Below are 24,141 nucleotides of genomic sequence, written 5' to 3'. Positions count from 1 at the left end.
AGACCGGCGCGGGTCAGGCCAGCGCCGGCCGCATCTTGCGCGGCCGGACACGCAGCAGCAGGAAAACCACGATCCCGGCATTCAGCGCATTCCAGGCAATGCCGTTCAGAAAGGCCGCCTGATACGACAGCGACAGATCGTAGATCGCGCCGGACATCCAGCCGCCCAGCGCCATGCCCAACAGCGTCGCCATCAGGACCGTCGCCACGCGCCCGCCGCTGCCCTCGCGGGGAAAATATTCCCGTACGATCACAGCGTAGGCCGGCACGATGCCGCCCTGAAACAAGCCGAACAAGGCCGACACCACATATAGCGACAGCAGGCCGTGGTTGAACACATACAGCCATAGCGCCAGGCCCTGCAATAGCGACCCCAGCAGCAAGGTCCGCAAGCCGCCGATCCGATCAGACAGCCACCCCGAGGCCAGGCGGCTGATGATGCCCATGGTCAGCATCAGCGACAGCATATTCGCCCCATTGGCAGCGCCATAACCCAGATCGCTGCAATAGGCCACGATCTGCACCTGCGGCATCGCCATCGCCACGCAACAGGCGACCCCCGCCACGCACAGCAGCAGCATCAAGGTCCGCGAAGACAGCCCCAGCGGGCGATCCCCTGTCAAGGCATCCGAGCGTCGGCTGGATGGCACGGCCGTCACTGGCGGCAGATCCGCAGCAGGCGCGCGACGGCGCAGGCACAAGGCCAGCGGCAACAGGCTCAGCACACAGAACAGGCCGATGCTCTGATAGGTCTGACGCCAACCGATATCCGCCACAAAAAACTGCATCACCGGCGGCCAGACAGCGCCTGCCAGATAGTTGCCGCTCATGCAGATCGCCACGGCAATCCCTCGACGCCGGGTAAACCAATGCGAGGCATCCGCCACCAGCGGCGCAAACGTGGCTGACGACCCCAGGCCGATCAACAAGCCATGCGCCAGATTGAAACCCAGAATATCGTCCGCCCGGCCCGCCAGCCCGAAGCCCAGCCCCAGACAGATCGCCCCTGCGACCAGGGGCAGGAAAACACCATAGCGGTCCGACAGACGCCCCATCAGCACACCACCCAGGCCGAACCCGATCAGCGTCGCCGCATACGGCAGCGACGCACCGGAACGGCCCACGCCGAAATCTGCCTGGATCGACGGCAGCACGATGCTGGCGGCATACATGCCGACGTTGCCGACCGTGACGGCCGCCAGCGTGATCACCAGCCGGACCCAGGCGTACCGGGATTCGATCCCGGCGACTGCCGCTGCCGGATCAGGACGGGTCATCAGCGCCGCCCTCGTGTTCCAACCAGGCCTGAAACATCAGCACCCCCCACAGGTGGTACTGCCAGTTGCGCCGGCCCGACAGATGCTCATCCCATTTGCGCCGGACAGGCGCTGGATGAAAGAAGCCTTCCCGGCGCAGGCGCGACTCATCCAGCAGGTGTTCCGCCCAATCGCGCAGCGGACCGCGCAACCAACGATCAACCGGTACGCCGAAACCCATCTTGGGCCGTTCGATCAGCTCTCTGGGCACATGCCGATACAGCACTTGGCGCAGAATCCATTTGGCGGCGCCATCGCGCAGCTTGAAAGACTGCGGCAGCTGCCAGGCGAATGCCACCACGCGATGATCCAGAAAGGGCACACGGCTTTCCAGCGACACGCCCATCGCGGCCCGATCGACCTTGACCAGAATATCGTCCGGCAGATACGTCATCGCATCCAGCGCCATCAGACGCTGCATCGGATCCAGGCCGTCGAGCGCCAGCGGCCGGCCGCGCAGGCAGGTCAGGGGTTCGTGTCCGCCGATCACCAGATCCGCCGGTTCCCAGCGGGAAATCGACTCCAGATACAAATCGTCCACCCGCCGGGCCGCCAGCATCCCAGCTCCTTGGTGTAGTTTTTCACCCAGATGGGCATGGCGCAACGCAGCCGGCATCAGCGGCCTGAAAGGCCCCAGCACCGCCTGCCAGGCGGCGGGCGATAAGGTGCGCAGAGCGGCTGCCGCCGGGCGGCGAACACCATAGGGCACGCGGGCGATCTGCGCCCAACGCCGGTTGTTGCGCGTATAGCGGCCATACCCGGCAAACAGTTCATCGCCCGCGTCGCCCGACAGGGATACCGTGACCTGCTGGCGCGCCAATTGCGACACCAGAAAAGTGGGAATCTGCGAAGAATCGGCGAAAGGCTCGCTATACAGTTCCGGCAGTCGGGGAATGACGTCCAGCGCCTGCTGGGGCGTGACATACAGTTCCGTATGCTCGGTGCCCAGATGGCGCGCCACAGCCTGAGCGTGCTCGGCTTCGTTGTAGCCGTCCTCATGAAACCCGATGGAAAAAGTTTTCACCGGACGGCTGGATTGCGCCTGCATCAGGGCGACCACCGTGGAGGAATCGATACCGCCCGACAGGAAGGCGCCCAAGGGCACATCCGCCATCATCTGCTGCCCCACAGCGGACATCAGCAGCGTTTCCAGGGCATCGGTCGCCTGCTCGGCAGATCCGGAAAAAGGCGCCCGCACGCCGGCGACTGCGGTATCCGCCAGCGACCAGTAGGTCTCGATCTGCGGCTCGCGGCGGCGTTGCGAAACCGTCAGCAGACAGCCAGGCGCCAGCTTGAACAGATCACGATAGATGGAATGCGGGGCGGGAATGTAGTTATGGCGCATCAACAGGCATAAGGCATCCCGGTCGATGGCCGCCGCGAAACGGGGATGCGCCTTCAGCGCCTTGAGCTCCGATCCGAACAGAAAGCAGGCGGCATCCCCCTGCCCTTGCCAGCCGTAGTACAACGGTTTTTCACCCAGACGGTCCCGCCCCAGGGTCAGCACCTGATCCTGGCGATCCCACACGGCAAACGCGAACATGCCGATACAACGCTCGATGGTGGCCCGGATGCCCCAGGCGACGAAACCGGCCAGCAGGGTTTCGGTGTCGGAATGGCCGCGCCAGACCTGGCCGCCTGCGGCGTCCAGCTCGCGCCGCAAGTCCAGGTGGTTATAGATTTCACCGTTGAAGGCAATCCTGTACCGGCCCGACGCACAAGCCATGGGCTGGTGGCCGGCGGGCGACAGATCCAGAATCGACAGGCGCCGATGGGCCAGGCCGATCCCGGCTTCGTCGGCCCAGACCCCGGCATCATCCGGCCCGCGCGACACAATCGTATCCGCCATGCGTCCCAGGATGGCGCGGGCATTGCCCAGATCGCCGCCTTGTACGCCACCCAGAAACCCCACCAAACCGCACATCCGGCATTCCCCTCGATTCTTCTGTTCTGACGTTCGTGACCGGCCAGCCCAGGTCATCGGACGCCCATTTTACGGCGTGGCGAGACGCTTGGATGGATCCAGCCTGATTCGCCAGCCTGCTGGATTCCTGCGTACACTGCCGACATGCTACGCATCGACAATCTCAGCAAACGCTACGGCGATCATCTTGTCTTCCAGGGGCTGACGCATACGTTTCCGCCCGGATGCACCGCGCTATGCGAAGAAGACGGCACCGGAAAATCCAGCCTGATTGGCATCATCGCGGGGCTGATCGCACCGGACACGGGAGACGTCTGGATCGACGGACATTCCCTGGCGCAGGCGCCACAGCAGGCCAAGGCCCGCCTGGCCTACATACCCGACGATTGCTCGATGTTCCCGACACAGACGGGGCGCGGGCTGCTGGAGCAGGCCGCATCGGAAAAAAATGCCCGCATCGACGGGCAGGTGCTTGAATTCGCCTGCCGCCTGGGGCTGGAACCGCATCTGGACAAGCGCTTTGAACAAATGTCGACCGGGACGCGCCGCAAGGTTTTCCTGACAGCCGCCGCCCTGGGCGAACCTGCCGTCATCATCGCAGACGGCCCCAGCAACGGGCTGGATACCCCGGCGCGTGCCGCGCTGGCCGAGCAATTCAGTATCTGGTCGCAGGACCGCGTCGTGCTGTTTGCCAGCTACGATCACGAACTGGTGCAAGCCTGCGGGGCGAGCTCTGTCGCTGTAGGAGCCTTGCGCTGAACACCAGCGCAAGGCCTCTTTCCGGCTTATTTGACCGGCTTGAATGCCGCGACGGTGAGCTGGGCGGCGACCTCGTCGATATCATCGATTTCGCTGCCGTCCGCCTCTGCCTCTTTCAGGCAATCCCGGATCGCCAGAAACTGCCCGACGACCCGAGCGGCGCGCGCCCGGTGTTTTTTGCTGATACGGCTTTCTTTGATCTTGTCTTGCGGTCCTGACATACGGGCCTCCGTTGAATGATGGCTCGAGTATGCCATACGGCAAAAATACCCTGCCACGGCTCAACGGACTGCGTCATAGGCATCCGGGCCCGCCGCAATACCGCTCTTGAGCCGTTTTTGCTACCTGCCCCTTGTATAGCCTCGAGTCATTGCGGGCCTGTGATCGACCGCCGGGCCTCCCTTCTTTGCCGCTGTCAGCGTGTCGTGAGCGGTGTCTTTCGATACGCTGGGGGGTTCTGCCACATGCCTCGATTGCGCCTTTTTGGGCGACTTTCCATGTTTGTCCATTTTGACCTCCATCGGTCAATCATTAGCCACAGCACATCCGCCGCAGCCTACTGAATCAGCATAATCCTGCCGCTTGCGCAGGACATCATTTATCCAGCGGCTGGCTGATACCATAGTGGCATCAAGGCAACATGGGTCTGCCCATCACAGCCGCCGCAAAATGCGGTGGCCAGCTTGGCAGCCAAACGCAAAGAATCGGGTTTATTGCCAACCTGACACACTGACATTAAAAGAAAACACACACACCATGAAACTCGCCACCTGGAACGTCAATTCCCTGAATGTCCGCCTGGGCCATGTCATCGACTGGCTGCAGACCAATCCTGTCGACGCCCTGTGCCTGCAGGAACTGAAGCTGCCCGACGAGAAATTCCCCCATGAAGCCCTGCAGGCCATCGGCTATCAGGCCTGCTGGGCGGGGCAAAAGACCTACAACGGCGTGGCGATCATCAGCAAGGCCGAACCAATGGCCGTGCAGCGCAACATCCCAGGCTACGACGATCCCCAGCAGCGCATCATCGCCGCCACCCTGCCCGACCCTCAGGGACGGCCTGTACGCGTCATCAGCGCCTACTGCCCCAACGGCCAGGCCGTGGACAGCGACAAATACGCCTATAAACTGGACTGGTTCAACGCCCTGCGGCACTGGCTGGATCAGGAAATCGGCGCCCACCCGGACCTGGCGATCCTGGGGGACTACAACGTGGCCCCGGCGGATGCCGATGTGCACGACCCCGCCGCCTGGGCGGGCGGCATCCTGGTATCCGATCCTGAACGCGCCGCCTTTCAAAAGCTGCTGGACCTGGGCTTGCAGGATACCTTCCGCCTGTTCGACCAGCCGCCGAAAATCTTCAGCTGGTGGGACTACCGCCAGATGTCGTTTCGTCGCAATGCCGGGGTGCGCATCGACCACATCCTGACCACGCCGGATCTCACTGCGCGCTGCACTGGCTGCCTGGTGGACAAAACACCGCGCGGCTGGGAAAAGCCATCGGATCACGCACCGGTCGTGGCTGAATTTACACCTGCCGACCGTCTATAATGTTAGTAAGCACTTACTGACAAGCCCGTTATCTATGCCGCTCGACAGCCGACTGATCGCTCACCTGGACCAAGGAATGGTCCTGGACATCACCCTGGAAGACCTGCCTTTCCGCGTCTATGTGGCGCAGCGCCAGGCGGATGTCGAACAGGTGGCGGATCTGGTTCCGGCTGAACAGTTTCAGGGCGACGGCGATGTGCACGTGGCGGCCATCCATGACGGCGACGATGCTTCCGAACAGATCCAGGATGTGCTGTTCAACCTGAATCCGGGCGACGCCATCGTGTTTCTCTGCACCGGGCCTCAGGCCTATGCCGATGCGCTGGCCGAACTGGGGCAGGCGCCCGATGCGCATGCGGCAAGCGAAGGGGCGCCGCAATGACGACCGACACACACACCCCGCACGCCGGCAACATCTTCATGGTGGTCGCCCCCAGCGGGGCTGGAAAATCCAGCCTGGTCAATGCGCTGCTGGCCCAGGATGCCACGCTGGCTCTGTCCGTGTCATGCACGACCCGCGACCCGAGGCCCGGCGAACGCGACCAGGAACACTACCGCTTTGTCTCGGCGGATACCTTCCAGGCGCTGCGCGACCGGGGCGACATGCTGGAATGGGCGGAAGTCCACGGGCATTTCTACGGCACGCCGCGCGACCGCGTCGCCCAGGCAATCGCTCAGGGTACGGACATCATTCTGGAAATCGACTGGCAGGGGGCGCGGCAGGTGCGCCAGCATTATCCCCAGGCCATCGGCATCTTTATCCTGCCGCCTTCGATCGAGGCGCTGGAGACCCGGCTGAACAAGCGCGGCCAGGACGCGCCCCAGGTCATCGCTCGCCGCCTGCTGGCTGCCGGCGGTGAAATGGCGCATGCGTCAGACTGCGAATATGTTATTATTAATCAAGACTTTAGCGTCGCATCACAGCAATTGCAGGCAATTGTCACCGCTGCCCGCCTGCGCTACACGACGCAATCCATCCGCCATGCCGATCTGTTCATGCAGCTTGGCATACGCAAACCTCTCGCCAACGCTAGTTGATCAGGAAACTTATGGCCCGCATCACCGTCGAAGACTGCCTTGCACAGATCCCTAACCGCTTTGATCTGACTCTGGCGGCCACCTACCGCGCCCGTGAACTGGCCCAGGGCCACGAATCGCGTATCCAGAGCCACAACAAACCCACCGTGACTGCATTGCGCGAAATCGCTCAGAGCCAGGTCGGCACTGAAATGCTGCGCAAGGTCCCGACCTGATTCCATAGGCGGACTCATGGCGTTTTCCGGCATTCGCGGCGCTTCTTCGGGCTTACTGGCGGTTCTACGCAAAGGCCCCCGACTGCGCCGGCGAAAGCCGCATAACGCCCCTGCCGCGCTGGCTTCTACGCCGCCCAGTCCGATCGCCTCGCTGGCGGGGCTGCAGCAGATCATCGCCGGCTACCTGACGCCGCGCGACATCGAACGGGTCCGAGAAGCCTACCGCTTCGCCGACAACGCCCATCTGGGTCAATTCCGCGAAAGCGGCGAACCCTACATTTCCCACCCCATTGCGGTCACGGAAATCTGCGCCGGCTGGAAGCTCGACGCCGATTCGCTGATGGCGGCGCTGCTGCACGACGTCATCGAAGACCAGGGGGTCGCCAAACAGGAACTGGCCGAAAAATTCGGGGCGGACGTCGCCGACATCGTCGATGGCCTGACCAAGCTCGAACGGCTGGAATACGCCACCAAGGCCGAACAACAGGCGGAATCCTTTCGCAAGATGCTGCTGGCCATGGCGCGCGACGTGCGCGTCATCCTGATCAAACTGGCCGACCGCCTGCACAATATGCGCACGCTGGACGCCGTCGTGCCCGAAAAGCGTCGCCGGGTGGCCCGTGAAACCCTGGACATCTATACGCCGATCGCGCACCGCCTGGGGCTCAATGCCCTGTTCCGCGAACTGCAAGACCGCTGCTTCAAGGCCATCTACTCAAACCGCTACGACGTTCTGTACAAGGCCATGATGGCGGCCCGCGGCAACCGCCGCGAAGTCATTACCAAAATTGCCGAAGCCGTGCGCGCAGCGCTGCCGGCCGCAGGCCTGGACGCCGAAGTCAGCGGCCGCGAAAAATCCCTGTACAGCATCTACAAAAAGATGGTCGAGCAGAAAAAGTCGTTCTCCGACGTGCTCGACATCTATGGCTTTCGCATCGTGGTCCATACGCTGCCGGAATGCTATCTGGCGCTGGGTACGCTGCATCAGCTGTACCGGCCGGTGCCCGGCAAATTCAAGGACTACATCGCCATTCCGAAAATCAATGGCTATCAGTCCCTGCACACCACGCTGATCGGTCCCTACGGCACCCCGGTTGAATTCCAGTTCCGCACCCGCGACATGGATCATGTCGCCGAAGAAGGCGTGGCGTCCCACTGGTTGTACAAAGAACAGGGCACGTCGCTCAACGACCTGCAGAAACGCACGCACCAGTGGCTGCAGTCCCTGCTGGACATCCAAAGCCAGACCGGCGATTCCGGCGAATTCCTGGAACACGTCAAAGTCGATCTTTTCCCCGACGCGGTGTATGTCTTCACGCCCCAGGGAAAAATCCTGTCACTGCCGCGCGGGGCATCCCCAGTGGATTTCGCCTATGCGATCCACACCGACGTCGGCAATCATGCAGTCGCCTGCAAGATCAACGGCGATTTTGCGCCGCTGCGCACCGAACTGCACAGCGGCGACGCAGTAGAAATCATGACGTCCGCCGCCTCGCGGCCCAGCGCCCAGTGGCTGAACTACGTGCGCACCGGGCGAGCACGCTCCGAAATCCGCCACTACCTGCGCACCGAACGCTACGAGGAATCCGTCGCTTTCGGGCGGCGTCTGCTGAATCAGGCGTTCGACCAGCTGGGCATTGCCTACCCCAAAGACGATGACCCCCAATGGGAACGCCTGGCCAAAGGCTCGGGCGGCGCCTCACGCACGGAAATCCTGGCGGACATCGGCCTGGGCAAGCGCCTGGCGGCCGTCGTGGCGCGGCGCTTCGCGCCCGAAAACGCCATGCTGGAAACCACTGCCATGGCCGTGGACGAATTCAACGCCGTCAGCGGCGCGCCCATCGTCATCCACGGCAACGAAGGCCAGGCCGTACAGCTGGCGCCTTGCTGCGGCCCGCTGCCGGGCGACGCCATCGTCGGCGGCATCCGCCTGGGCCACGGTCTGGTGGTGCACATGGCCGACTGCCCCGTCGCGCAACGTCAACAGTCCAAGGAACCCGAACGCTGGATTCCCGTGGTCTGGGACGCCACCACCGCCCGCCACCTGAGCACCCGGCTGGACATCACTGTCCTGAACGAACGCGGCGTGCTGGGCCGCCTGGCAGCCGAAATCACCGAAGCCGACTCCAACATCACCCAACTGACCATGCCCGACGAGGCGGCCGCCACTGCCCTGCTGCACCTGACCGTTCAGGTGGATAGCCGCAAACACCTGGCCCAGGTCATCCGCGCCATCCGGCACGTCCCCCAGGTACAGAAGATCGTCCGGGCAAAAGGATAAAAAAAGACCGCTGATCAAAGCGGTCTCTTTTTATCCAGTCATTCCATCCAGCACAGCGCACACGCACCGGACGGTCAGCTCAGCCGCCCGACGGCGGCTGTGGCCTATATCGGTCGTCAGTTGGACCCGCCGTCGCCCTGGCTGATCAGCTTGCGGCCTTCGTCCGTCATCTTCACTCCCAGGGCCCGACGCAGATCCATCAGCAGGGATTGTTCCTCGACGCCGCCCCAGACACGGGCCAGCTGGACGCCCAGTCCATCGAGCGCGGGTTTGTCTGTCGTGCCCGGCTTGATCTGATCGACCTGTACGATGGCATAGGCGTTCGGCAAGGACACCCCGCCATAGGCCGGCAAGGACGCATGAGACACCGCAAAGGCGGCATCCATCACGGATTTGCTCAAGCCTGCCGGATCCAGGCGGCTGATCGTGACGGGATCCTGGAAGCCATCGACCGAGGCTTTTTCCTTCAGCTGGGCCAGAACCTTTTCACCCGCAGCCACTGCCGCTGCCTGAGCGCGTTCCGATTCCAGTTGAGCCTGAATATGCGCCTGGACCTTGCCCAGATCCGGCACGTGGGCCGGCGTCACGGCATTCACGCGCACGACCACCATGGTGTCAGGGGAAATCTCGATCACGCCGGAATTCTGCTTGTCGGTCAGCACCTGACGGCTGAACAGCGCCTGACGCACCCGCACATCACCCAGGATGGCGGCATCCTGGGACGCAGCGGCGGCCTGAGAGCCCGCCTCGTCGGCCGTCAGCAGGCGGTCGCGGGCGATGCCCTGCGTTTGGCGCAGCTGCAAGCCCAGTTCTTTGGCGGCCGGTTCCAGGCTGGACGGATTGTCGTAGACCAGGCTGGTCAGCTTGGTTGCCATATCGGCGAAGCGATCAGCGGCCAATTGACGGCGGACCTCGGCTTCGACTTTGACACGGGCTTCGTCGAAGGTTTCACCCTTTTCAGGCTGAACCTCGTTGGCGATAAAGACGTGATAGCCATCCGGGCCTTTCACGGGATCGGAGATCTCGCCCTGCTTGAGCGCGAAGACGGCTTGTTCCATGGGCAACGGCAAGGTACCGCGCTGGATCCAGCCCAATTTCCCCCCATCACGCGCCGTGCCGGCATCCTGGGATTCCTTGCGGGCCAGTTCGGCGAACTGAGCCGGTTCGGCGCGCGCGCGGCGGCTGATGTCCTGGGCCGCAGTCAAGGCCGCCTTGGCGGCTTCGTCCGAGGCGCCTGCGGGCAGCTTGACCAGGATATGGCTGATACTGATCCGTGCCGGCACCACATAGCGGGTCTTGTTCTGTTCGTAGTAGTCCTTCAGCTGGGCTTCGCTGACATCGGAGACGCTGGCCACTGCAGCGGCTTCGTCCAGCACCAGATAATCAGCGGACACCTGCTCGGGCAGGCGCAGACCATCCTGATGCGCGTCGTACCAGACCTTGATGTCCTGAGGCGTGATGCTCACATCCTTGGCATAGTCCTTGGCCTGGAACACGCGCAGGCGAACCGTGCGTTCTTCGGTCAGCGCCCGCTTCAAGCCATCAAGCACTGGCGGCGGCAAGGCCGCCGTATCACGCACCGGACCCAGCACCGTATCCAGCGCCAACTCGGCTCGTTGATTGGCTTCGAAATCGCGGGGGCTCAGGCCGATGGACGCCAGGACCTCGTGGTAACGGTCAGCGGAAAATTGGCCGTCCACCTGTACCTGCGGCATTGCGGCGATCGCGCGGCGCAGAGTGTTGTCCGAAATGCTGAAACGCTCCTGCGTCGCCACAGCGATCTGGATCTTGCGATCGATCAGTTGGTCGAGCAGGGCCTGACGGGCCTGAGGATTGTCCAGCAAGGCCGGATCAAAACGTCCCTGGCTGCTTTCCTGCATTTGCTGCAGTTGATTGCGCTGCGCCTGGATGAATTCTTCTTTGGTCACGGACAGCTTGCCGATTTCAGCCACGGCCGGATCGGCGGTCACCACGGAATACCCGCTGATACCAAGAAAAACGAACGACGGCACCACCAGAATCAGGAGGATCAACTGCATCAGTCGCTGGTGCGTGCGTATGAAATCGAACATGAGCGAAGGTCCCGCAAAAAATGGCGAACGACAGGGCCGACACCATCCGAAACAAAAAAGGCGAACATCGTCGCCCCAGCCGACTGATGAAAGAGACGGCCTGAAATGTCACGCAGTTTACCACTGTGATGCCTGGGCTGCGTGAAGCGCATCGACCCTGCAAGACCGCACCGGCGCATGGCGCAAGGCCCGCCAGGCGGCGGCTTTCCTGCTGCCCGCCTCTGCAAACCGCTAAAATAGAGGGGTTCCCTTCATTTTGCCCTTTCCATCATCATGACAAGCCCGCACCCAGTCTGGCCCTGGCCCGCCTTCATCGCTCATCGGGGCGGCGGACGGCTGGCTCCCGAAAACACGCTGGCCGCCATGCGCACCGGTGTGGCCCATGGCTTTCGGATGGCCGAATACGACGTCAAGCTCAGCCGGGATGGCGTCCCCTTCCTGCTGCATGATGACCGCATCGACCGCACCTCGGACGGCCAGGGCGTAGCCGGTGAACTGAATTGGAGCGCCCTGGCGCAATTCGATTTCGGCGCCTGGCACGGGCCGGATTTTGCCGGTGAACCCGCTCCGACCTTATTATCCATCGCCCGCTACACGCAGGCGCGCGGCATGCACAGCAACATCGAGATCAAGCCGACCACCGGCGACGATCACGGCACGGGCATCGCAGTGGCCCGGGCAGCCGCCCAGCTATGGGCAGGCGCCGCATTACCGCCGCTGCTGTCTTCCTTTTCCGAAACCGCGCTGGAAGCCGCCCGCAGCGCCGCGCCGGACCTGCCCCGCGCCCTGCTGATCGAAGGCCCGGTGCCAGCGGACTGGCGCGCCCGCCAGACCGGCCTGGGCTGTATCGGCCTGAACATCGACACCCGACACGCAGACCAGGCTCTCGTGCGCGATATCCTGGACCAGGGCGCTACCTTGGCGGTCTGGACAGTCAACGATCTCGACCGCGCTCATGAACTGCTGTCCTGGGGCTGCCACGCCATCTTTACCGATGCTCTCGACCTGCTGGGACCCGATGCCCGGGGCCAGGCTCACTAGACCCGCTCATGTTCAGCTACCGTCACGCCTTTCACGCCGGCAACCATGCCGATGTCCTGAAGCACGCCATCCTGGTGCAGATTCTGGATTACCTGAACCACAAAGACACCCCGTACTGGGTGATCGACACGCATGCGGGCGCCGGTCTGTATGCGCTGGATGGCGATTGGGCCGGCCAGAGCGGCGAAGTCACCGAAGGCCTGGACCGCGTGCTGGGCGCCGCCCAGCCGCCGGCGCTGATCGAGCGCTACGTGCGAGCCATTCAGGATTTCAACCCGGACGGAGTAGCGAACCTGTACCCGGGCTCGCCCTGTCTGGCGCTGCACGCCATGCGTCCCGATGATCGCTTGCGTCTGTTCGAACTGCACCCCACCGAAGGCCAGGTGTTGGAAGACACCCTGCGTCAGCAGATGCGCGCCTCACGCCGCCAGGTGGCCGTCGCCTTCGAAGACGGCTTTGCCGGCATGAAACGCCTCCTGCCGCCGCCGCCCAGACGCGGTCTGGTCCTGATTGACCCCTCGTACGAAAACAAGCAGGATTACCGATCCGTACAGCAGGCGCTGCGCGACGGGCTGCAGCGTTTCGCACAGGGGTGCTTCGTCATCTGGTATCCGCTGGTGCAGCGCGTGCAAGCGCACGAAATGGTGCGTGCACTGGAACGTATGCCGGTGGACTGGCTGAATGCCAGCCTGACGGTCTGCAAACCGTCGTCCGACGGACTGGGGCTGCACGGCAGCGGCATGTTCATCGTCAATCCGCCCTGGACACTGGAAACCGAATTGCGTGCCGCCCTGCCTTGGCTGCAGACGGTCCTGGCGCAGGATGATCAGGCGCGATTCAACCTGACGCGCAGCGCCAAAGCCGGTCAGGGCCAGGCAGGCGCCGCTGGCGCGCAAGCCCCAGCTACAGACGGGTCACGTCCCCGCAATGATCGCCCTGCGCGACCCGCGGCAGGACGCAGCCCCCATCAGAAGCGTTCGCCTTCGCGCAAGTAACGCCACTGGCCCATGGGCAGGTCGCCCAGCACGACATGCCCCATGCGCATCCGCTTCAAGCCCACGACCTTCAGTCCGACCTGTTCGCACATGCGGCGGATCTGCCGCTTGCGCCCTTCGTGCAGAATGAACTGCAGCTGGTCTTCATTCTGCCAGCGGACCTTGGCCGGGCGCAGCGCCTGACCATCCAGCGTCAAGCCGTGGTTCAGCAGGGCCAGGCCGCTGCTCGACAGGCGGCCATCGACCCGCACCAGATATTCCTTTTCAATACCCGAATCATCGCCGATCAACTGGCGCGCGATACGCCCATCCTGCGTCAGCACCAGCAAGCCCTGGGAATCGATATCCAGGCGTCCGGCCGGCGCCAGGCCGCGCACGTTGGCCGGGTCAAAGGACCGCCGCGCACGATCCGCATGAAACTGGGTGTCGGCGCGAACCAGCGAAGCCGCCAGGCGGTAGCCGTGGTCGGCCTGGTGCGATACATAGCCCACAGGCTTGTTCAGGATGATCGTGACCTTGTCGGTCTGGCGTCGGGCCGCCTGGCGTTCCAGCGATATGCGGGCGTTGGGCAAAGCCTTGGTGCCCAGTTCGCTGACGATCCGGCCATCGACTCGCACCCAGCCGCGCTCGATGTAGGCGTCGGCCTCGCGGCGGGAGCACAGACCACGCTGGGCCATTAATTTTGAAATTCGTACGGGTTCCATGATGGAGCGCATTGTAGCGTCCGACATGCTATCGTGTCGCCCCGATGACTCCCCAAACTGCCTACCCGCGCTATTGGCGCCCAGAACCGGCTCCGTGCCTGGATCGCCGGCAGCGGGCTTGGCTGCGCCAGCCCGGCGCGTTGACGGCAGGTTTACGCACCTTGGGCGAGTTGCGCCTGTTCGTGCGCCGCGAAGCGGTGCTGGCCCTGCCCCGCGCTTGGGCGGACGAAGCCGGATTGCAGGCAGGTGCAGCGGTCTGGTGGCGTGAAATCCTGATGACGATCGATGGCGTCCCCAGCGTACAAGCCTGCAGCTTCACGTCATGGTCCGCCAGCCTGGGATCCTGGAAGGCCATGCGCGGCCTGGGCAGCCGACCGCTGGCGGATATCCTGTACCAGGATGCCCGTATCGCGCGCAGCGCCTTTCGGTTCGGACGATTGCACACTCGCCAGGCCGATCAGCCCTGGGTCGTACCCCAGGTCGATGCGGCCATCGAGGCCCGGCATTCGGTCTTTACCCTGCAAGGCGCGCCGCTGCTGGTGGCGGAATATTTCCTGCCGGCGTTCTGGCGGCTGGCCGGGCGATCAGGCGCTACAGCGCCTCGACGCCGGTTTCCCCTGTGCGGATGCGAATAGCCTGCTCGACCGGCGAGACAAAGATTTTTCCGTCACCGATCTTGCCGGTGCGAGCGGCCCGAATGATGGCTTCGATGATGCCATCCGTCTGATCGGCCGCCACGACGACGTCGATCCGGATCTTAGGCAGAAAATCGACCACATATTCCGCCCCCCGATACAGTTCGGTGTGGCCCTTCTGGCGGCCAAACCCCTTGACCTCGGTCACGGTCAGGCCATTGACGCCCAGTTCGGACAGGGCTTCGCGCACTTCGTCCAGTTTGAAGGGCTTGACGATGGCTGTAATCTGCTTCATGTCGGGTTGCGCCATGATCTCCGGCTTCCGCTGAAAAGCTTTTAATATAGCGCAGGTCACGCCTCCCTTATAATTTCCGCACTATGTCCAATACCCAGCCCCCCCACAATCAGTTCGACAACAAGTCCCAAGCCTGGTCGGCCCGCTTTTCGGAACCGGTCTCCGACCTGGTCAAGCGCTATACCGCATCGGTAGGTTTTGACCAGCGCATGGCCGCCTTCGACATCCAGGGTTCCCTGGCGCACGCCGATATGCTGGCCGCCGTCGGCGTCATCGGCGCAGCCGATCTGGCCGACATCCAGCGCGGCATGGCGCAGATCCTGCAGGAAATCCAAGCCGACCAATTCCATTGGTCCCTGGACCTCGAAGACGTCCACCTGAATATCGAAAAGCGCCTGGTCGAATTGATCGGCGACGCGGGCAAGCGCCTGCACACCGGGCGCTCGCGCAACGATCAGGTCGCCACCGACATCCGCCTGTGGCTGCGCCACGAAATCGATCTGGCCATCGATCTGCTGGGCCAGCTGCGCGTCCGCCTGGCCACGCTGGCTCTGACACACGCCGACACCATTCTGCCGGGCTTTACGCACCTGCAGGTCGCTCAGCCGGTCACCTTCGGCCACCACCTGCTGGCCTATGCCGAAATGTTCGGTCGCGACGCCGAGCGTCTGGCCGACTGCCGCCGCCGCACCAATCGCCTGCCGCTGGGCGCCGCCGCCCTGGCCGGCACCAGCTATCCCATCGACCGCGAACGGGTCGCCAAGACCCTGGGGTTCGACGAAGTCTGCCGCAACTCTCTGGATGCCGTGTCCGATCGGGATTTCGCCATCGAATTCTGCGCTGCCGCCGCTTTGATCATGACGCACATCTCGCGCCTGTCCGAAGAGCTGGTCCTGTGGATGAGTCCACGGGTGGGCTTCATCGACCTGGCCGATCGTTTCTGCACGGGCAGTTCCATCATGCCGCAGAAAAAGAACCCGGACGTCCCCGAACTGGCGCGCGGCAAGACCGGCCGGGTACACGGCCATCTGGTGGCGCTGCTGACCCTGATGAAGGGCCAACCCCTGGCCTACAACAAGGACAACCAGGAAGACAAAGAAGGCTTGTTCGATACAGCCGACACCATTCGCGACACGCTGACGATTTTTGCCGACATGATGGGCGGCGTACGCGTCAAGCCCGACGCCATGCGGGCCGCTGCCCTGCAGGGCTATGCCACCGCAACCGATCTGGCCGACTACCTGGTCAAACGCGGCATTCCGTTTCGCGACGCGCACGAAACCGTGGCGCTGGCCGTGCGCTCCTGCGAGCAACGCGGCTGCGATCTGGCGGATCTGTCACTGGACGAATTGCGCGGCTTTCATGCCGACATCCAGGATGACGTCTTTCAGGTCCTGACTCTGGAAGGTTCTGTGGCCGCCCGCAAACACATCGGCGGCACGGCGCCCGAACGGGTGCGCATCGAAGCGCAGCGGATTCTGGACGCAGGCCGCTAAAAAGCAGCCCAGGGCCGCCGGATCACAGGCGCCCTGGTCGCATCCCCCCGCATCAGGGCTCGAAGACCGCGATCGATTCCACGTGAGCGGTGTGCGGGAACATATTGACCGCACCCGCCGCCTTCAGCGTCCACCCGCCCTCGTGATGCAGCGTGCTGGCATCACGCGCCAGCGTTGCTGGATTACAGGACACATACACGACGCGCCGAGGGCGCTCCTGCGGAGCGAGCGCCGCCAATGCCTGCGCCACCGCCAAGGCGCCTTCGCGCGGCGGGTCGATCAGCATACGGTCGAAATGCCCCAGCCCGCGCAACCAATCCGCATCGACTTCGAATAGATTCAATTCCGTAAAGGCAGTGCGTTCGCCCAAGCCTTGACGGGCGGCATCCTGGCGGGCGCGGGCAACCAGGGTGGCGCTGCCCTCGACGCCGACGACCTCGCGGGCCTGCGTCGCCAGAGGCAGGCTGAAATTACCCAACCCGCAAAACAGATCCGCGACCCGGTCTGTGGGCTGCACGTCCAGCAGCATCAGCGCCCGAGCCACCAGCGCCTGATTGATATAGGGATTGACCTGAGTGAAATCCATCGGCCGGTAGTGCATGCGCAGACCATAGGCCGGCAAGGCATAGGCCAGATCATCCGTCTGGGCAGGGTCCAGCGGATGGGCGGTATCCGGGCCTTTAGGCTGCAGCCACCAGATCACGTGATGGTCGGCGCCGAAACGGCGCAGGTGATCCAGATCGGCCTCATTCAGAGGTTCCATGTGACGCAAGCACAATACGGTCGCCTGGTCACCGACGGCCACCTCGATCTGCGGGATTCTGTCCGGGTGCGACAGGCTGGCGATCAGCGTACGCAAGGGCATCAGCAAGGCGGATACATGCGGCGGCAGCACCCGGCATTCATGGATATCGGCCACATAACTGCGGCCGCGCTCACGGAATCCCACCAGCACGCCGCCCTTTTTATGCACCAGGCGCACCGACAGGCGCGCCCGATGGCGATATCCCCAGGAAGGCCCTTGCAAAGCCGGCAGGATCTGTCTGGGAGAGAGCCTGCCGATATGGATCAGCGCGTCTTCCAGCGCCCGCTGTTTGGTCGCCAGCTGGGCAGCGGGTTCCAGATGCTGCATGGCGCACCCCCCGCAGACGCCGAAATGAGGACAGAGGGGTGTGGTCCGTTGCGCAGAAGGCTGCAGGACCTGCTCCAGGCGCGCTTTATCAAAGGACGGCTTGCGGCGCGTCACCCGGGCCAGCACACGCTCGCCAGGCAAGGCGCCCGCCACAAAGACGACTTTGCCTTCGTGATGGGCGATCCCCTGCCCCTCCAGATCCAGCGACTCGATATCCAGGGGGTACAGAATGGGTTCAGACATATTGCCAGGCAGAGAGGAATTCTTTCCAGTGCGGTGCATCGATGGCCGACAGGGTATCGTGCACCAATTGAAGTTCGGCGGCGTAGGCCGTGGCGTCCAGTTCGCCCTTGATCAGGCGGTACCGGCAATAGACCAGCCAGGTATTGACTACATCGGTCTCGCAATAATTGCGCACATGATCCCGATCGCCGGCATGCCAGGCCTGCCAGACCTGGCCGCCATCCATGTCCAGCTTGCCGGGAAAGCCGCATAGCTTGGCCAACTGGTCCAGGGGCGCATTGGCGCGGCCATTGAATTTCGCCAGCACGTCCATCAGATCGACATGACGCGTGTGATATCGGTTCAGGTAGTTATTGAAGCGGAAATCGCGGTCGTCCTCGCCCGTATCCCAATAGCGCGGTGCGGCCACCCCATGGATCAGGCTGCGGTAGTGCAGCACCGGCAGGTCAAATCCCGACCCGTTCCAGCTGACCAGCGTCGGCGTGTAATGACCGATGGTCTTGAAAAATCCGGCAATCAGGGCTTCTTCGGGATCATCAGCCTGGCCCAGCGTACGCACTCGAAAACCCTGATCGTCGCGAAAGGCGCAGCCGACGACCGCCACCTGCTGCAGGTGCAAAGGCAGAAAATCGTTGCCATGCGTTTCTCGTCGTGCAGCCAATGCCGATTCGATCAGTTCGGCATCGGGCAGATCGGCCCATTGCGGATTCAGCCGCCGCAATCCGGCGGCGTCAGGAATCGTTTCCAGGTCGAATACCAGGATGGGCGTCATCGGGCAGGCAGATAGGACAAGGGATTGACCGGCGTGCCGCGACGGCGAATTTCAAAGTGCAGACGCGGAGAAGTGGTATCGGACTGACCGATCGTGGCGATTTTCGCGCCTTTTTTCACAGTCTCGCCGGTTTTCACCAGCAAGGTCTGATTATGCGCATAGGCCGTGATGAAGCCATTGCTGTGTCCCAACAGAATCAGATTGCCCAGCCCCCGGACCCCATTGCCCGCATACATGACCTTGCCATCGCTGGCCGCCGTCACCGGCGCGCCGATGGCGCCATCGATATCGATGCCTTTGGTGGTGTTGCTGAAGCCCTGGATGATCTTGCCGTTGGCAGGCCAACTCCAGGACACCAGGCTGGCGTCGCTGGCGCGGGCGGCCGAGGTATCCGCTGCTGCCGCCGGGGCCGCTGCGGGCGTCGTTTCGACGGGCTGGGTCTGCACCGGCGTCGCCACCGTCGTGGACGCGCCCGACGGCTGCGCCGTACCCGAGTCCAGACGCAGCACCTGGCCGATGGCCAGTTGCGTCGGGTTCGAGATATTGTTCAGTTGTGACAGGCGCGAGACTTCCATGCCATGAGCCTGGGCGATCTTGTAGAGCGTATCGCCCGGCCTCACGACATAGGTGCCGCGCGCGGCAGCCTGCGTCCCCGAGGCGGATGAGGCATTGGAATGATCGGCGACCGGAGCCCGCTGCGAACGCGATGCGCAGCCAGCCAGCGCCACGGCCGACAGCACGGCGGCCAGTAGCAATAAACGCCCGGTGCGTGGCGGTTGGGTGAACGGAGCATCTGTCACCAGCGTCCCATCGAGCATGTGGTTCTCCTACTTAAGGCTGCGTGCCAGGACGCAGCGGTACAAATCGGACGTCTTCGAGTTCCACCCGGTGCCAGGAAGCAGTGCCGGTGCGCTCGAAGAGAATAAGCCTTTGATGCGCAGCACCTTCGGGGGCGATCAAACGCGCCCCAATGGCCAGCTGATGCAGCAGGACTTCAGGGATTTTAACGCCCGCAGCCGCCACGACAATGCCGTCGAACGGCGCCCGGTGTTCCAGGCCCTGCATGCCATCGCCAAACGACAGGCGCACGCGCCCCCGCGAACGGCCGCGAGACAGATTCAGCCGCGCCTGATCATAGAGCCCGCGGATGCGTTCCACAGCATAGACCTCGGGGATGAACTGCGCCATCACGGCTGCCTGATAGCCGCAGCCTGCACCGATTTCCAGCACGCGCTGAGGCGTACGGCCCTCGCTCATGACGGCCAACATGTACGCCACCACCCAGGGCTGCGAAATTGTCTGCCCATAGCCGATCGGCAGGGCGGCATCTTCGTAGGCGCGGCTGGCCAATCCCTGATCGACGAAATCGTGGCGCGCCACCGTCTGCATCGCAGCTAGCACCCGATCGTCCGTAATGCCCTGTTCGCGCAGGCGCCGCACCATCTGCGTGCGCAGGCGGTCGGAATTCAAGCCCAGATTGGCCGAGGCGGCAGGCGGCTGCACAGGACCGAGAGCGTGCGGCGCGTGCGGCCCCAGAATGCGCGTATTGCTGTTGGCCACAGAATAGCCCGGCCCCAGCGTCGAGCTGCGTACCGGGCTGCGGCTGATCCGCACGGCCCGGTCCAGCGGATGGCGCGGCTTGTTCATTGACCGGCCATCCAACGCGCCGTCGCCTGGGTCTGGGCATGGTCGGTCAGATCCAGGCGCAGCGGCGTCAGGGAGACGGCATGGTCCTTGATCGCGCCGAAATCCGTCTCTGGCCCGCCATCCAGGGCCAGACCGACCGGTCCGATCCAATAAACGGTTTCCCCATAGGGCGTCGTGCTGCGGATGACGGGTTCGGAGGGATGCCGCCGCCCCAGGCGCGTAGCCCGGAAACCCGTCAGCTGCCGGTAGGGTACCGCCGGGATGTTCACATTGAGCAGCATGGATTCCTGCCAGGGATGGTCACGAAAACGCGTCACGAGTTCCCGAGCCACCTGAGAGGCGGTATCCAGATGCCGCCAGTCGCGTTCCACCAGGGAAAAGGCCATGGCGGGCACTCCGAAGAGATACCCTTCGGAGGCCGCTGCCACCGTCCCGGAATAGAGCGTGTCCTCGCCCATATTGGCGCCATTGTTGATGCCTGACACCAGCAGATCGGGGCGAAAATCCAGCAGCCCGGTCATGGCGATATGCACGCAATCCGAGGGCGTCCCGTTGATGAAGTGAAAACCGTTGGGCGCCTGGCGCACCGACAGGGGCCGACGCAGCGTCAGAGAGTTCGACGCGCCGCTGCAATTGGTCTCGGGCGCCACGACCGTGATATCCCCCAGCGGACGCAGCGCCGCCACCAGGGCCTCGATGCCCGCCGCGTTGTAGCCATCGTCATTGGTGACCAGAATGCGCATTGCCTGTTCTTCCTGTCTGAAACCGGATGGTGCGAATTGTACTCGGGGATATCCCCTGTCTGGGTGACGCGGCGGCTTGAGCGCTTTAGAATGGCCCCCATTCCAATCTTTCGCGACGACCGCATCGCCGCCCCATGTCCATGTCCGAGTTATTGTTTACAGGCGGCGCCATCCTGGCCCTGGCAGCAGGGTACCTGATGGGATCCGTCTCTTTCGCCGTTGTGGTCAGCCGGGTCATGGGCCTGCGCGATCCGCGCAGCTTCGGTTCTGGCAACCCCGGGGCCACCAATGTGCTGCGCGGGGGCAATAAACCGGCCGCCTTGCTGACGCTCCTGGGAGACGCTGCCAAAGGCTGGCTGGCCGTCGTCCTGGCGGCCTGGGCCATCAGCCGGGGCTGGCTGCCCGACGCCGCGCTGCCGCTGGCCGGCCTGGGCGCCTTTCTGGGGCACCTATACCCGCTGTTCCTGCGCTTTCGCGGCGGCAAAGGCGTGGCGACGGCGCTGGGCGTACTGCTGGCCCTGCAGCCCTGGCTGGCGCTGGCGACCGCACTGACCTGGGTGATCGTGGCCGCCGTGACCCGGTATTCCTCGCTGTCGGCCATCATTGCCGCGATCTTCGCGCCGTTTTACTACATCCTGGGCGGCAATGTCGCCTGGCGCATCGATACGCTGGTGGCTTCGACCATCGTCGCCATCAGTGTGCTGCTGCTGTCGCGCCATCGCGAAAACATCGCCCGCCTGCTGGCCGGCAAAGAAAGCCGCATCGGCGCCAAAAAGAAATAGATCAGGCCGGGACGCACACGTCCTGCAGATCCCAGCGCGGCCGCACGGCAAAGCCGCTGTCGCGCAGCGCATCCAGATCCACCAGCCCTGCCCGCAGCCGCTGCACGGCAGCCCAGGCGATCATCGCGCCATTGTCGGTACACAGGTGCAAAGGCGGAAAATACACCTGTCCGCCCAAGGCAGACAGCGCTGCTTGCAGGTGCTGACGCAGATGGCGGTTGGCGCCCACGCCGCCTGCTACGACCAGCGTCTTCAGGCCCGTGCGGCGCAAGGCCTGCAAAGATTTCGCAGACAGCACATCGACGATGGCGGCTTCGGTCGAGGCCGCCAGATCAGCCCGGGCCGTCAGATCGGTTTCCCGGCCTTCGGCCTGCAAAGCCCGCATGCGCGTCAGCACTGCCGTCTTCAGCCCGCTGAAACTGAAATCCAGATCGCCGCTGTGCAGCATGGGGCGCGGCAAGGCGCAGGCCTTGGGATCGCCCTGCTGAGCCAGGCGGGACAGCTCCGGCCCGCCCGGATAGCTCAACCCCATCAGCTTGGCGCTCTTGTCAAAGGCCTCGCCGGCGGCGTCATCCAAGGTTTCGCCCAGCAATTGATAACGGCCCACCCCATCGACACGCATCAACTGGGTATGCCCGCCCGACACCAGCAGCGCCACAAAAGGAAAGGACGGCACGTCGTCGGCCAGCAAAGGCGACAAGAGATGGCCTTCCAGATGATGGATCGGAATGGCCGGCAGATCCTGCGCCCACGCAAAGGCCCGCGCAAACCCGGCCCCCACCAGCAGGGCCCCGGCCAGACCCGGCCCCGCCGTATAGGCCACGGCATCCAGATCGGCGGGCTGCACGCCGGCTTCTTTCAGCACCTGGCGCGTCAAGGGCACAATCCGCCGGATATGGTCGCGCGACGCCAATTCCGGCACCACGCCACCGTATTCCCGATGCATGGCAATCTGGCTGTGCAGGGCGTGCGCCAACAGGCCGCGTTCCGTGCAGGCAATGGCCACGCCGGTCTCGTCGCAGGAGCTTTCAAATCCGATGATCAGCATAGGCCGCAGTGTACTGCTGTTCACAAAAGGGTTTAAGCAGCCTTAGAATGGGCACGTCGCAAGAATATGCAGTGAATAAACCGCTTCCACCTTTGGGGACAAGATCATGTTTGAACGGCTTTTCAAGCTCAGAGACCACGGCACCAACGCTCGCACCGAACTTCTCGCGGGGCTGACCACCTTTCTGACGATGTCTTATATCATCTTCGTGAACCCCGACATCCTGTCCAGCACCGGCATGGACAGGGGTTCGGTATTCGTCGCCACCTGCCTGGCGGCGGCGCTGGGGTCGCTCATCATGGCCTTCGTGGCCAACTGGCCCATCGGCATGGCGCCTGGCATGGGCCTGAACGCCTTTTTCGCCTTCACCGTGGTCGCCCAGATGGGCTATACCTGGGAACAGGCCCTGGGCGCGGTCTTCATTTCCGGGGTCGTGTTCGTCATCCTGACGGTCACCGGCGCCCGGGAATGGCTGGTCGCCGGTATCCCGCCTTCCTTGCGAGCGGCCATCGCCGCCGGGATCGGCTTGTTCCTGGGCATCATCGCCCTGAAAACAGCCGGCATCGTCGTCGCCAATCCTGCGACGATGGTGGGCCTGGGTGACTTGACCCAGATGCCCGCCCTGTTCGCCATCCTGGGGTTTTTCATCATTGCAGCCCTGGGGGCCATGCAGGTGCGCGGCGCCATCCTGATCGGCATCCTGGCAATCACCCTGTTGTCCATCGTGACCGGCCTGGTGCAATATCAGGGGATCTTCTCCGCCCCGCCCAGCCTGGACCCGACCTTGTTCAAGCTGGATATCGCCGGGGTGCTCAACACCGGCTTTTTCCACATCATCCTGGTCTTTGTCCTGGTCGAAGTCTTTGACGCCACCGGCACCATGATCGGGATCGCCACGCGCGCCGGCCTGATCAAGCCCAATAACCCGGGCCGCCTGGGCCGCGCCCTGTTGTCCGACAGCTGCGCCATCGTGGCCGGTTCCATGCTGGGTACCAGCAGCACGACGGCCTATATCGAAAGCGCCTCCGGCGTCCAGGCGGGCGGGCGCACCGGCATGACGGCGCTGGTCATCGCCGTGCTGTTCCTGCTGGCCCTGTTCCTGTCCCCTCTGGCCGGCGTCGTGCCCGCGTACGCGACCGCCCCCGCCCTGCTCTATGTGGCCTGCCTGATGCTGCATGAACTGGTGGACGTGAAATGGGAAGACATCACTGAATCCGTGCCGGCGGCCATCACCGCCGTCGCCATGCCGCTGACCTACTCCATCGCCAACGGCCTGGCCTTCGGCTTCATCAGCTATGTAGCGATCAAGGCCCTGTCCGGGCGCTTCCGCGACATCCACCCCGCCACACTGCTGGTCGCCATCCTGTTCGTCATCAAGTACGCCCTGTTCCCGGGCTAAGCCACGGCCGGACTTGCAGGACGGGTACACTGTCTCCATATAGTCGGAAACCCG

Annotated in this window: 24 protein-coding genes; 12 read left to right on the top strand and 12 right to left on the bottom strand. The window is 63.7% G+C overall.

Annotation, left to right across the window (positions count from 1 at the left end; genetic code table 11):
* Nucleotides 1-13: 13 nt before the first annotated feature.
* A complete protein-coding gene (locus VDP79_RS06540) occupies nucleotides 14-1,276 on the bottom strand; it encodes an MFS transporter (RefSeq protein WP_323017405.1) in 1,263 nt (420 codons plus the stop codon).
* Entirely contained in the window at nucleotides 1,263-3,239 is a 1,977-nt protein-coding gene (asnB, locus tag VDP79_RS06535) for an asparagine synthase (glutamine-hydrolyzing) (RefSeq protein WP_323017404.1), read from the bottom strand. The genes VDP79_RS06540 and asnB overlap by 14 nt, the downstream gene beginning before the upstream one ends.
* 144 nt (nucleotides 3,240-3,383) lie before the next feature.
* Here asnB and VDP79_RS06530 point away from each other — a divergent pair, with 144 nt between their 5' ends.
* Nucleotides 3,384-3,998 (top strand): ABC transporter ATP-binding protein, encoded by a 615-nt coding sequence (locus VDP79_RS06530; RefSeq protein WP_323017403.1) that lies wholly within the window; start codon nucleotides 3,384-3,386, stop codon nucleotides 3,996-3,998.
* A gap of 26 nt (nucleotides 3,999-4,024) precedes the next feature.
* On the opposite strand, the gene VDP79_RS06525 is transcribed toward VDP79_RS06530, so the two are convergent.
* The gene (locus VDP79_RS06525) at nucleotides 4,025-4,219 is read right to left on the bottom strand and encodes a hypothetical protein (RefSeq protein WP_323017402.1); all 195 of its coding nucleotides are present in this window, start codon (nucleotides 4,217-4,219) and stop codon (nucleotides 4,025-4,027) included.
* 535 nt (nucleotides 4,220-4,754) lie between these two features.
* Here VDP79_RS06525 and xth point away from each other — a divergent pair.
* Genes xth through VDP79_RS06500 form a run of 5 tightly spaced genes read left to right on the top strand, consistent with a single transcriptional unit; the run spans nucleotide 4,755 to nucleotide 9,083 of the window.
* Nucleotides 4,755-5,549 carry an exodeoxyribonuclease III gene (xth, locus tag VDP79_RS06520; protein ID WP_323017401.1) on the top strand — a complete coding sequence of 265 codons (795 nt, stop codon included), beginning with the start codon at nucleotides 4,755-4,757 and terminating at the stop codon, nucleotides 5,547-5,549.
* A 34-nt stretch (nucleotides 5,550-5,583) separates the two neighbouring features.
* Nucleotides 5,584-5,931: a hypothetical protein gene (locus VDP79_RS06515; protein WP_323017400.1), complete on the top strand. Its 348-nt coding sequence runs from the start codon at nucleotides 5,584-5,586 to the stop codon at nucleotides 5,929-5,931.
* Complete coding sequence (gene gmk, locus VDP79_RS06510) at nucleotides 5,928-6,587, top strand: guanylate kinase (protein ID WP_323017399.1); 660 nt, start codon at nucleotides 5,928-5,930, stop codon at nucleotides 6,585-6,587. The genes VDP79_RS06515 and gmk overlap by 4 nt, the downstream gene beginning before the upstream one ends.
* An 11-nt stretch (nucleotides 6,588-6,598) precedes the next feature.
* On the top strand, nucleotides 6,599-6,802 hold the full coding sequence (rpoZ, locus tag VDP79_RS06505) for a DNA-directed RNA polymerase subunit omega (RefSeq protein WP_323017398.1): 204 nt from the start codon (nucleotides 6,599-6,601) through the stop codon (nucleotides 6,800-6,802).
* Between the two features lie 16 nt (nucleotides 6,803-6,818).
* Entirely contained in the window at nucleotides 6,819-9,083 is a 2,265-nt protein-coding gene (locus VDP79_RS06500) for a bifunctional (p)ppGpp synthetase/guanosine-3',5'-bis(diphosphate) 3'-pyrophosphohydrolase (RefSeq protein ID WP_323017397.1), read from the top strand.
* Nucleotides 9,084-9,199: 116 nt separating this feature from the next.
* On the opposite strand, the gene VDP79_RS06495 is transcribed toward VDP79_RS06500, so the two are convergent.
* Complete coding sequence (locus tag VDP79_RS06495; RefSeq protein WP_323017396.1) at nucleotides 9,200-11,155, bottom strand: SurA N-terminal domain-containing protein; 1,956 nt, start codon at nucleotides 11,153-11,155, stop codon at nucleotides 9,200-9,202.
* Nucleotides 11,156-11,428: 273 nt separating this feature from the next.
* Here VDP79_RS06495 and ugpQ point away from each other — a divergent pair, with 273 nt between their 5' ends.
* A complete protein-coding gene (ugpQ, locus tag VDP79_RS06490; RefSeq protein WP_323017395.1) occupies nucleotides 11,429-12,196 on the top strand; it encodes a glycerophosphodiester phosphodiesterase in 768 nt (255 codons plus the stop codon).
* An 8-nt stretch (nucleotides 12,197-12,204) separates the two neighbouring features.
* A complete protein-coding gene (locus VDP79_RS06485; RefSeq protein ID WP_323017394.1) occupies nucleotides 12,205-13,191 on the top strand; it encodes a 23S rRNA (adenine(2030)-N(6))-methyltransferase RlmJ in 987 nt (328 codons plus the stop codon).
* Here the strand turns inward: VDP79_RS06485 and VDP79_RS06480 are convergent.
* Complete coding sequence (locus VDP79_RS06480; RefSeq protein ID WP_323017393.1) at nucleotides 13,164-13,895, bottom strand: pseudouridine synthase; 732 nt, start codon at nucleotides 13,893-13,895, stop codon at nucleotides 13,164-13,166. The two genes, VDP79_RS06485 and VDP79_RS06480, sit on opposite strands and share 28 nt — an antisense overlap.
* Nucleotides 13,896-13,939: 44 nt before the next feature.
* Between VDP79_RS06480 and VDP79_RS06475 the strand changes: the two genes are divergently transcribed.
* Nucleotides 13,940-14,530, top strand: coding sequence for a chorismate--pyruvate lyase family protein (locus tag VDP79_RS06475; protein WP_323017392.1), 591 nt, complete (start codon nucleotides 13,940-13,942; stop codon nucleotides 14,528-14,530).
* Here VDP79_RS06475 and VDP79_RS06470 read toward each other — a convergent pair.
* Entirely contained in the window at nucleotides 14,487-14,825 is a 339-nt protein-coding gene (locus VDP79_RS06470; protein WP_323017592.1) for a P-II family nitrogen regulator, read from the bottom strand. The two genes, VDP79_RS06475 and VDP79_RS06470, sit on opposite strands and share 44 nt — an antisense overlap.
* A gap of 83 nt (nucleotides 14,826-14,908) precedes the next feature.
* On the opposite strand from VDP79_RS06470, the gene argH reads away from it, so the two are divergent.
* Entirely contained in the window at nucleotides 14,909-16,321 is a 1,413-nt protein-coding gene (argH, locus tag VDP79_RS06465; RefSeq protein WP_323017391.1) for an argininosuccinate lyase, read from the top strand.
* Nucleotides 16,322-16,373: 52 nt separating this feature from the next.
* Here argH and rlmD read toward each other — a convergent pair whose 3' ends face one another.
* From rlmD to surE, 5 genes are read right to left on the bottom strand one after another with little or no spacing between them, the layout of a single operon-like run.
* Complete coding sequence (rlmD, locus tag VDP79_RS06460) at nucleotides 16,374-17,696, bottom strand: 23S rRNA (uracil(1939)-C(5))-methyltransferase RlmD (RefSeq protein WP_416233057.1); 1,323 nt, start codon at nucleotides 17,694-17,696, stop codon at nucleotides 16,374-16,376.
* Entirely contained in the window at nucleotides 17,689-18,468 is a 780-nt protein-coding gene (locus tag VDP79_RS06455; protein WP_323017390.1) for a 3'-5' exonuclease, read from the bottom strand. Before VDP79_RS06455 ends, rlmD begins: the two co-directional genes overlap by 8 nt.
* Nucleotides 18,465-19,286: a peptidoglycan DD-metalloendopeptidase family protein gene (locus VDP79_RS06450; protein ID WP_323017389.1), complete on the bottom strand. Its 822-nt coding sequence runs from the start codon at nucleotides 19,284-19,286 to the stop codon at nucleotides 18,465-18,467. Before VDP79_RS06450 ends, VDP79_RS06455 begins: the two co-directional genes overlap by 4 nt.
* Nucleotides 19,287-19,299: 13 nt before the next feature.
* Nucleotides 19,300-20,115 carry a protein-L-isoaspartate(D-aspartate) O-methyltransferase gene (locus VDP79_RS06445; protein WP_323017388.1) on the bottom strand — a complete coding sequence of 272 codons (816 nt, stop codon included), beginning with the start codon at nucleotides 20,113-20,115 and terminating at the stop codon, nucleotides 19,300-19,302.
* Nucleotides 20,112-20,858 (bottom strand): 5'/3'-nucleotidase SurE, encoded by a 747-nt coding sequence (gene surE, locus VDP79_RS06440; protein WP_323017387.1) that lies wholly within the window; start codon nucleotides 20,856-20,858, stop codon nucleotides 20,112-20,114. The genes VDP79_RS06445 and surE overlap by 4 nt, the downstream gene beginning before the upstream one ends.
* Before the next feature lie 140 nt (nucleotides 20,859-20,998).
* Here surE and plsY point away from each other — a divergent pair, with 140 nt between their 5' ends.
* A complete protein-coding gene (plsY, locus tag VDP79_RS06435; protein ID WP_323017590.1) occupies nucleotides 20,999-21,640 on the top strand; it encodes a glycerol-3-phosphate 1-O-acyltransferase PlsY in 642 nt (213 codons plus the stop codon).
* 1 nt (nucleotide 21,641) lies between these two features.
* Here the strand turns inward: plsY and tsaD are convergent, their stop codons facing one another.
* On the bottom strand, nucleotides 21,642-22,688 hold the full coding sequence (gene tsaD, locus VDP79_RS06430; protein ID WP_323017386.1) for a tRNA (adenosine(37)-N6)-threonylcarbamoyltransferase complex transferase subunit TsaD: 1,047 nt from the start codon (nucleotides 22,686-22,688) through the stop codon (nucleotides 21,642-21,644).
* A gap of 106 nt (nucleotides 22,689-22,794) precedes the next feature.
* Here tsaD and VDP79_RS06425 point away from each other — a divergent pair, with 106 nt between their 5' ends.
* On the top strand, nucleotides 22,795-24,087 hold the full coding sequence (locus VDP79_RS06425) for an NCS2 family permease (RefSeq protein ID WP_323017385.1): 1,293 nt from the start codon (nucleotides 22,795-22,797) through the stop codon (nucleotides 24,085-24,087).
* Nucleotides 24,088-24,141 lie beyond the last annotated feature (54 nt).

This window comes from Castellaniella sp., from assembly GCF_034675905.1.
Classification (GTDB): domain Bacteria; phylum Pseudomonadota; class Gammaproteobacteria; order Burkholderiales; family Burkholderiaceae_B; genus Castellaniella.
This window is presented reverse-complemented; position numbering and strand designations above follow the sequence as displayed.

Coding starts and splice junctions, on each gene's coding strand:
- VDP79_RS06540 (WP_323017405.1), bottom strand. CDS start 1,276: ATGACCCGTCCTGATCCGGCAGCGGCAGTCGCCGGGATCGAATCCCGG.
- asnB (WP_323017404.1), bottom strand. CDS start 3,239: ATGTGCGGTTTGGTGGGGTTTCTGGGTGGCGTACAAGGCGGCGATCTG.
- VDP79_RS06530 (WP_323017403.1), top strand. CDS start 3,384: ATGCTACGCATCGACAATCTCAGCAAACGCTACGGCGATCATCTTGTC.
- VDP79_RS06525 (WP_323017402.1), bottom strand. CDS start 4,219: ATGTCAGGACCGCAAGACAAGATCAAAGAAAGCCGTATCAGCAAAAAA.
- xth (WP_323017401.1), top strand. CDS start 4,755: ATGAAACTCGCCACCTGGAACGTCAATTCCCTGAATGTCCGCCTGGGC.
- VDP79_RS06515 (WP_323017400.1), top strand. CDS start 5,584: ATGCCGCTCGACAGCCGACTGATCGCTCACCTGGACCAAGGAATGGTC.
- gmk (WP_323017399.1), top strand. CDS start 5,928: ATGACGACCGACACACACACCCCGCACGCCGGCAACATCTTCATGGTG.
- rpoZ (WP_323017398.1), top strand. CDS start 6,599: ATGGCCCGCATCACCGTCGAAGACTGCCTTGCACAGATCCCTAACCGC.
- VDP79_RS06500 (WP_323017397.1), top strand. CDS start 6,819: ATGGCGTTTTCCGGCATTCGCGGCGCTTCTTCGGGCTTACTGGCGGTT.
- VDP79_RS06495 (WP_323017396.1), bottom strand. CDS start 11,155: ATGTTCGATTTCATACGCACGCACCAGCGACTGATGCAGTTGATCCTC.
- ugpQ (WP_323017395.1), top strand. CDS start 11,429: ATGACAAGCCCGCACCCAGTCTGGCCCTGGCCCGCCTTCATCGCTCAT.
- VDP79_RS06485 (WP_323017394.1), top strand. CDS start 12,205: ATGTTCAGCTACCGTCACGCCTTTCACGCCGGCAACCATGCCGATGTC.
- VDP79_RS06480 (WP_323017393.1), bottom strand. CDS start 13,895: ATGGAACCCGTACGAATTTCAAAATTAATGGCCCAGCGTGGTCTGTGC.
- VDP79_RS06475 (WP_323017392.1), top strand. CDS start 13,940: ATGACTCCCCAAACTGCCTACCCGCGCTATTGGCGCCCAGAACCGGCT.
- VDP79_RS06470 (WP_323017592.1), bottom strand. CDS start 14,825: ATGAAGCAGATTACAGCCATCGTCAAGCCCTTCAAACTGGACGAAGTG.
- argH (WP_323017391.1), top strand. CDS start 14,909: ATGTCCAATACCCAGCCCCCCCACAATCAGTTCGACAACAAGTCCCAA.
- rlmD (WP_416233057.1), bottom strand. CDS start 17,696: ATGTCTGAACCCATTCTGTACCCCCTGGATATCGAGTCGCTGGATCTG.
- VDP79_RS06455 (WP_323017390.1), bottom strand. CDS start 18,468: ATGACGCCCATCCTGGTATTCGACCTGGAAACGATTCCTGACGCCGCC.
- VDP79_RS06450 (WP_323017389.1), bottom strand. CDS start 19,286: ATGCTCGATGGGACGCTGGTGACAGATGCTCCGTTCACCCAACCGCCA.
- VDP79_RS06445 (WP_323017388.1), bottom strand. CDS start 20,115: ATGAACAAGCCGCGCCATCCGCTGGACCGGGCCGTGCGGATCAGCCGC.
- surE (WP_323017387.1), bottom strand. CDS start 20,858: ATGCGCATTCTGGTCACCAATGACGATGGCTACAACGCGGCGGGCATC.
- plsY (WP_323017590.1), top strand. CDS start 20,999: ATGTCCGAGTTATTGTTTACAGGCGGCGCCATCCTGGCCCTGGCAGCA.
- tsaD (WP_323017386.1), bottom strand. CDS start 22,688: ATGCTGATCATCGGATTTGAAAGCTCCTGCGACGAGACCGGCGTGGCC.
- VDP79_RS06425 (WP_323017385.1), top strand. CDS start 22,795: ATGTTTGAACGGCTTTTCAAGCTCAGAGACCACGGCACCAACGCTCGC.